The sequence below is a fragment of the Streptomyces sp. NPDC002845 genome (assembly GCF_053591955.1).
Genome location: NZ_JBSFUU010000072.1, coordinates 45,390 through 51,788 on the forward strand (window position 1 = coordinate 45,390; position 6,399 = coordinate 51,788).

The 6,399-nt window shown below is 72.2% G+C and carries 6 protein-coding genes and 1 pseudogene; 2 read left to right on the top strand and 5 right to left on the bottom strand.

What is annotated here, in order from left to right:
• Positions 1-115: 115 nt before the first annotated feature.
• Positions 116-526 carry a hypothetical protein gene (locus tag ACWD3C_RS36785; RefSeq protein ID WP_451150981.1) on the top strand — a complete coding sequence of 137 codons (411 nt, stop codon included), beginning with the start codon at positions 116-118 and terminating at the stop codon, positions 524-526.
• Between the two features lie 120 nt (positions 527-646).
• On the opposite strand, the gene ACWD3C_RS36790 is transcribed toward ACWD3C_RS36785, so the two are convergent.
• A complete protein-coding gene (locus ACWD3C_RS36790) occupies positions 647-1,915 on the bottom strand; it encodes a streptophobe family protein (protein ID WP_451150991.1) in 1,269 nt (422 codons plus the stop codon).
• Between the two features lie 351 nt (positions 1,916-2,266).
• Positions 2,267-2,356, bottom strand: a pseudogene (locus ACWD3C_RS36795) (DUF6777 domain-containing protein); the annotation flags it as partial.
• Positions 2,357-2,398: 42 nt separating this feature from the next.
• On the opposite strand from ACWD3C_RS36795, the gene ACWD3C_RS36800 reads away from it, so the two are divergent.
• Entirely contained in the window at positions 2,399-2,632 is a 234-nt protein-coding gene (locus ACWD3C_RS36800) for a DUF6480 family protein (RefSeq protein WP_451150983.1), read from the top strand.
• A 4-nt stretch (positions 2,633-2,636) separates the two neighbouring features.
• Here ACWD3C_RS36800 and glgB read toward each other — a convergent pair whose 3' ends face one another.
• The 3 genes from glgB to ACWD3C_RS36815 all read right to left on the bottom strand — a co-directional run.
• Positions 2,637-4,862, bottom strand: a complete 2,226-nt coding sequence (gene glgB / locus ACWD3C_RS36805) for a 1,4-alpha-glucan branching enzyme (RefSeq protein WP_451150985.1) — start codon at positions 4,860-4,862, stop codon at positions 2,637-2,639.
• Positions 4,863-4,866: 4 nt separating this feature from the next.
• A complete protein-coding gene (locus tag ACWD3C_RS36810; protein ID WP_451150987.1) occupies positions 4,867-6,240 on the bottom strand; it encodes a maltokinase N-terminal cap-like domain-containing protein in 1,374 nt (457 codons plus the stop codon).
• A 28-nt stretch (positions 6,241-6,268) separates the two neighbouring features.
• Positions 6,269-6,399: alpha-glucosidase C-terminal domain-containing protein (locus tag ACWD3C_RS36815; protein WP_451150993.1), on the bottom strand; the 131-nt coding region annotated here is incomplete at its 5' end.

Sequence of the window (6,399 nt, forward strand, 5' to 3'; positions counted from 1 at the left end):
CCACGGCCGTAAAGCATCACGGTGCGCGGTCGAGGTGTTGCCCGACGTCACAGCGAGTGAGGTGCGAGCCGGGCGCGGCCGGGCCGGCAGTCAGCGGTGCGATGGGGGAGCGATCGTGCACGACGAATTCCTGTGCCATGTTACGGCCTATGGCATATGCGGCGGGCAGCGTGTCGGCGTACCCCTGGGAACATACCGCGCACCGACCCTGGCGCTCGCCCTGTGGTGGATGCGCGACCGCGCGTTATGGATCGCCGAGCGCCTCGACCCGCACCCCGACAACCCGACCTACCCCGCGAACGCGGTCGTCCCGGTCGGCGACAATGTACCCGACGTACCCAGTCTCCTGCGCTCCTGGTCCGGCGACGTCGTCCAACAGGGACAGGTGGCCGAGGAGTTGGCCGCCGGGAACCTCGTCCGCGTCGCCACCAGCGACGACACCACGGAGTACGAACTCCTCGCCGAGTCCATCGACGCGCTCCGCATGCAGCGCACCGCGAACAGAATCGCCGAACCCGCCGCCTGAGCCCGGCTCGCCCCCTCGCGTTCGTGGCCGCGCTGCGCGCCGCGGCGAGGGACACCGCGTGCCGCCCGCCCCCGTACTCCTCCCCGGGCCGTCGTCATGGGCCCTCCCTGTGTCCCGCCGCTAGCCGGACCCGACCTTGCCTCGCCGCCGGACCCCCTTCGCCAGCACCCCGCCGAGGAACCCGGTCACCAGCCCCCACAGCGCGGCGAAGCCCAGGGCGGACCACAGTCGGGGCCGCAGGAACAGTTCCCCGGACAGGCCGCCGCCGAGGTCGCCGATGCCCAGCACGGACAGGCCGTAGTGGGCGGAGACCTCCGCGACCAGGCAGATCATGAGCACCGTGAGCGTGAGCGCGACCGCCATGTGCACGGCGTGCTGCCACAGGCGCACCCGGGTCGGCGACCGCGCCGCCATCACGAAGGCGGCCGCGGGCAGCAGGACCGCGGCCACGGCCACCAGCCACCACGCACGGCCGTCGTACTCGGCGAGCGTGCGCACATTCAGTGTCGAGATGTCGGGTGTGCGCAGCACCTGATCCAGCACATGAGGCATCGGCAGCCCGAAGGGCCCCTCCACGCGGCCCTCCCAGGAGGCGCCAAGACCGAGGGTGAGGGCGAGCCAGACGAGGTTCGGCAGGCCCAGCAGGAGCACCGCGAACGTCTCGGCGGCGTGCCCGCGCGTGGCCGCCACCACCAGGCCGATCACCAGCCCCACGACGACGTACGCGAGCAGCAGGACGACCATGGCGTACGCGGCAGGCCGCACGGACTCCTGGAAACGCACCAGCCGCGCCGGCAGCGGCGCCCCGCGCGAGACGAGCAGGGCCAGCACGAACACACCCGCGAGCCACAGCAGCCCGAAGACGGCGGTCAGCGGAACGTCGGTGGTGAAGCCCACCTCCGGCGTGGCGCCGAACAGGTCGGCGAGTTCGTCGAGTGCCTCGTCCCCGAGGGAGATCCTGAAGGTCTGCCGTGCCCCGAGCGCGAGGCCGACGAGGGCCAGCGGCCACAACAGGGCGATCCGGCCGGCCCAGCCCGCGAGTTCGGGCGCTCCCGCCACCGCCCGGTGCCGCAGCGGCCGCAGGAACCCGGCGGCGATCACCAGGGCTCCGGCGAGCGTCACCGACAGCGGGATCACGGTCAGGTCCGCCCGGGTGTCGGCGATCGCCCCGGCGCCGCCGGAGAACTCGATCGTGCCGCCGACCGCCGTCACGACCGTGGCCGCGACGACTCGGGGGAACGCGTTGTCCGGGAGGTCCGCGGCACCGGCCCCCCACAGGCCGAGCGCGGCGATCGTCACCATGACGATCAGCCCGGCGAGGACCGTGCCGAGCGCCTGCACCCAGCCGTGGCGGGCCACGGCCCGGCCGGACGGGGTCGGGGAATCCATGGTCTGGCGGCTCACTCTTGCCACGCTAAGCAGGGCTCCGGCGGTCCGCGCGCCGGGAGGTCCGACCGCGTCGGCTTGCGGGCCGGACGGGGACGAAGCGCGTAATGGGTCTGATGCGGAAGGAATCGGCACAAATGCGTTGAATCGGCATCAAAGTTTCATCAAGGCGCTGCGAATCCCTACGGCGGGCGAAGAGCCCGTGAGTGCCGAACAACCGTCCTCCGGCCGCCCCACCGGACCCCCCTCGGGCCCGCTGTCGGCCCGCTGTCGGGCCCCACAACGGCGCGAGCTGCGACGTCGAGAAGCAGATCAAGGTCCTTCAGGTGGGCGCGGCGAAAACAAAGTTACCCCGGCGGCCGGCGGCAGCAGCGGGTTGTCGCAGGCGCACCGGACCCGGGGCACCCCGCGGTCGTCGACGAGGACGGCCGTGCCCGCCTGGACTGGCCGATGGGTCCGACGGCGTTCCGGGGGGACTCGTACGGTATGAATCAGCCCAATCCGGATCCAGAACCAGAACGCAGCACCGGCCTCGAACCCGGCGGAGGCGTTCCGCCGGGTGAGACTCCGCCGGGGGAGAGCAGCATGCCGGGCGCGGGCCCGAGGGAGACCCACAACCCGCCGACCGGCTGGGCGAAGGCACCCCTGGCCGTGGTCATCATCATCGCCGTCCTGGTCGCGGCCTTCTTCCTGGCGTACGCCATCGACCTGATGCTGTGAGGCCCTACAGCGCGTGCACCGGGCGCAGCCACACCGTGGCCAGCGGCGGCAGGGTGAGCTGGATGTGCCGGCCCGCCCGGACCACCGGGTGGGGGTACGTCACGTCGCCGCCGCCGTAGCGGGACGCGTCGGTGTTCAGGACCTCGCACCAGGCCGGGACGTCCTCCGGGGCTTCCAGGCGATAGCCGTGCCGGACCACGGGAGAGAAGTTGGAGACCGACAGCAGCGGCGAGCCCTCCGTGTCGTAGCGGAGGAACGCGAACACGTTGTCCTCGGCGGCGTCCGCGGCCACCCACCGGAACCCGCCGGGTTCGGTGTCGCGCTGCCACAGGGCGGGTGTGGCCCGGTAGACCGCGTTGAGGTCGCGTACGAGGTCGCGGACGCCGAGATGGTCGCCCGCGGCGACGTAGCCCGGGTCCAGCAGCCACCACTCGGGCCCCTGGTGCGCCGACCACTCCCCGCCCTGGGCGAACTCCTGGCCCATGAACAGCAGCTGCTTGCCGGGGTGGGCCCACATGAAGCCCAGGTAGGCGCGGTGGTTGGCGCGCCGCTGCCACCAGTCGCCCGGCATCTTCGACACCAACGCCTGCTTGCCGTGGACGACTTCGTCGTGGGAGATCGGGAGCACGAAGTTCTCGCTGTAGGCGTACACCATCGAGAAGGTCATCTCGTTGTGGTGGTACTTGCGATGGACGGGTTCCTTGGCCATGTAGCCGAGGGAGTCGTGCATCCAGCCCATGTTCCACTTCAGGCCGAAGCCGAGGCCGCCGCTGTCGGTCGGGCAGGTCACGCCGCCCCACGCCGTCGACTCCTCCGCGATCGTCATCACGCCCGGGACCCTGCGGTACAGCGTGGCGTTCATCTCCTGCAGGAAGGCGACCGCGGCGAGATCCTCCCGGCCGCCGTGGACGTTCGGCTCCCACTGACCGGAGTCGCGCGAGTAGTCGAGGTACAGCATCGACGCCACGGCATCGACCCGCAGCCCGTCGATGTGGAACTCCTCGCACCAGTACACCGCGTTGGCCACCAGGAAGTTCCGCACCTCGGTGCGCCCGAAGTCGAACTCGTACGTCCCCCAGTCCGGATGCTCGGCACGCCGCGTGTCCCCCGGCTCGTACAGCGGCTCCCCGTCGAACCGGGCCAACGCCCAGTCGTCCTTGGGGAAGTGCGCGGGAACCCAGTCCATGATCACGCCGATGCCCGCCCGGTGCAGCGCGTCCACCAGGGCACGGAAGTCGTCGGGCCCGCCGAGCCGGGAGGTCGGCGCGTAGTACCCGGTGACCTGGTAGCCCCACGATCCGCCGAAGGGGTGCTCGGCCACCGGCATCAACTCGACGTGGGTGAAGCCCAGGTCCTTGACGTACGGCGGGAGTTCGTCCGCCAGTTGACGGTACGTCAATCCTGGGCGCCAGGACTGCAGATGCACCTCGTACACTGAGAACGGCGCCTCGTGGACGGGGGTTTCCGCGCGGGCCGCCAGCCACTCCTGGTCGCCCCACTCGTAGCCGGAGGAGGCTGTCACGACGGACGCCGTCGCGGGCGGCATCTCGGCGCGGCGCGCCATCGGGTCGGCCTTGAAGAACCGTCCGCCGTGCCGCGACGTGATCTCGAACTTGTACCGCTCGCCCTCGCCGATCCCCGGCAGGAACAGCTCCCACACCCCGGACGCGCCGAGGGACCGCATGGGGAAGGCCGTCCCGTCCCAGTGGCTGAAGTCCCCGGCGACCCGGACACCTTGCGCGTTCGGCGCCCACACCGTGAACCGGGTACCGGCCACCCCCTGATGCGTCATCGGCTCGGCCCCGAGCGCCCGCCACAGCTCCTCGTGCCGGCCCTCGCGGATGAGATGGAGATCGAGTTCGCCGAGTGCGGGCAGGAAGCGGTACGGGTCCTGCAGCTCGAACTCACAGCCGTCGTACGACACGAGCAGCGTGTACTCGGGGATCGCGTCCAGCGGCAGTACGGCGGAGAAGAGGCCGTCGCCGTCGTCGGCCAGCTCCGTACGCCGCCCGTCGATCACCACGCTCACGGCACGGGCGTACGGGCGCAGTGCGCGGAAGGTGATGCCGTCCGGGCCCGGATGGGAGCCCAGCAGCGCGTGCGGGTCGTGGTGGGAGCCCGACAGCAGACGCTCGCGGTCGGACGGGTCGGGGGGAGCGGCCGGAGCCGGCCCTCGACCGGTCGGGACGGGGCTTGCTGCTTCGGGCAGGGAAGGGTCGCGCAGTGCCACGGGTTCAGCCTCCTCGAACGGCTAGACGTCGGATCGCCGCCATCGGGACGGGGAGCCAGTCCGGTCGGTGCCGGGCCTCGTACAGCGCCTCGTACACCGCTCTGTCGGTCTCATGGGCGCGCAGCACGTCGGGCTCGGCGCGCGGGTCCCAGCCCGCCCGGGCGGCGTAGCCCGCGCAGTAGGCGTCCCGGCAGCGCTGGGCCCACTCGGGACGCCAGGGGCGCCGGGTGCGGGCGGCGTAGTCGAAGGAGCGGAGCATGCCCGCGACGTCCCGCACCGGGGACTGGGCGCCCCGGCGCTCGGCGAGCGGGCGGGACGGTTCGCCCTCGAAGTCGATGACGAACCACTCGCGACCGGCCCGCAGGACCTGCCCGAGGTGCAGGTCGCCGTGAATCCGCTGCGCGGGCCGCCCGGCACCGGACGCGCCGAACGTGTCGAAGGCGGCCCGCAGCCCGGGCACGTACGGCTGGAGAGCGGGCACACAGTGCGCGGCGACGTCCAGGCGCTCGGTCATCGCCGCCGCCGTACGCCGGTTGTCGTGGCCCGGGTCGGGCGGGAAGGCGGTGGCCAGCGTCAGATGCACCTCCGCCATGGCCTGCCCCAGCTCGTAGGACTCCAGGGCGAAGTCGTGTCCGGAGGCGAGCGCGCGCAGGGCCAGGGTCCAGCCGTCGGCGGCATGGGGCAGGAACGGCTGGAGTACGCCGAGGGTCGCGTCCTGCGGCTGTGCGGTGCGGATCCAGGCCACGGGCGCGGGCACGCGGGTGCAGCCCCGCCGGGCCAGTTCCCACGGCACTTCCAGGTCCGGGTTGATGCCCGGCTGGACACGGCGGAAGACCTTCAGGATGTACGCGTCGCCGTACACCAGCGAGGTGTTGGACTGCTCGGCGTCCAGCACACGCGGGGCGAGCCCGGCGGGGACGGTCATCGCCGGGTCGTTCTCGAAGCGCAACGGGCCCGCCGCTCCGGGGTGCCGCAGCCGCTCCATGAGCAGCTGTGCCGCTCGGGGGTCGTGCAGCGCGTCGTACACGACGCGGCCGGCCAGCGGTCCTTCCTGGGCGCGGCCGATGAAGGCACCGGCGAGATGCCGCGGCAGCCGTTCGCGTACGCCGAGCAGGAGCTGGTAGCAGTCGCCGGGCGGGGGAGTGCCGCTGGGGGCGGGGAGCCCGGCGTGTTCGGCGCGGACCAGGAGGTGCAGACAGCCCGGGTACAGCTCGGTCATCGACACCAGCGTCACCTCGGTGACCGGCCGGTCCTTGCCCGCGAACCAGCGCTGCCGCGGCAACCAGTCCCGCAGCAACCCGCTGAGCCCGGCGAGGGGTTGAACGGCGGCGGGGTTCCTGGGCCGGAGCCGTGCGCTCGGCGTTGCGGTCTTCGGCATGGTGACCTCTCCTTTCGCGGGCACACGTTCAATGTCCTCGGCGGGCGCGGGCCAGGGCCCTGGACAGCCTGAACCAGTAGAAGCCGTGGCCTGCGAGGGTGAGCAGGTACGGCAGTTGGCCGATGGCGGGGAAGCGGACGCCGCCGATGAGTTCGACGG

Bases quoted from the DNA above. Each gene is read 5' to 3' on its own strand.
- ACWD3C_RS36790 (WP_451150991.1), bottom strand. From the start codon at position 1,915: ATGGATTCCCCGACCCCGTCCGGCCGGGCCGTGGCCCGCCACGGCTGG.
- ACWD3C_RS36800 (WP_451150983.1), top strand. From the start codon at position 2,399: ATGAATCAGCCCAATCCGGATCCAGAACCAGAACGCAGCACCGGCCTC.
- ACWD3C_RS36810 (WP_451150987.1), bottom strand. From the start codon at position 6,240: ATGCCGAAGACCGCAACGCCGAGCGCACGGCTCCGGCCCAGGAACCCC.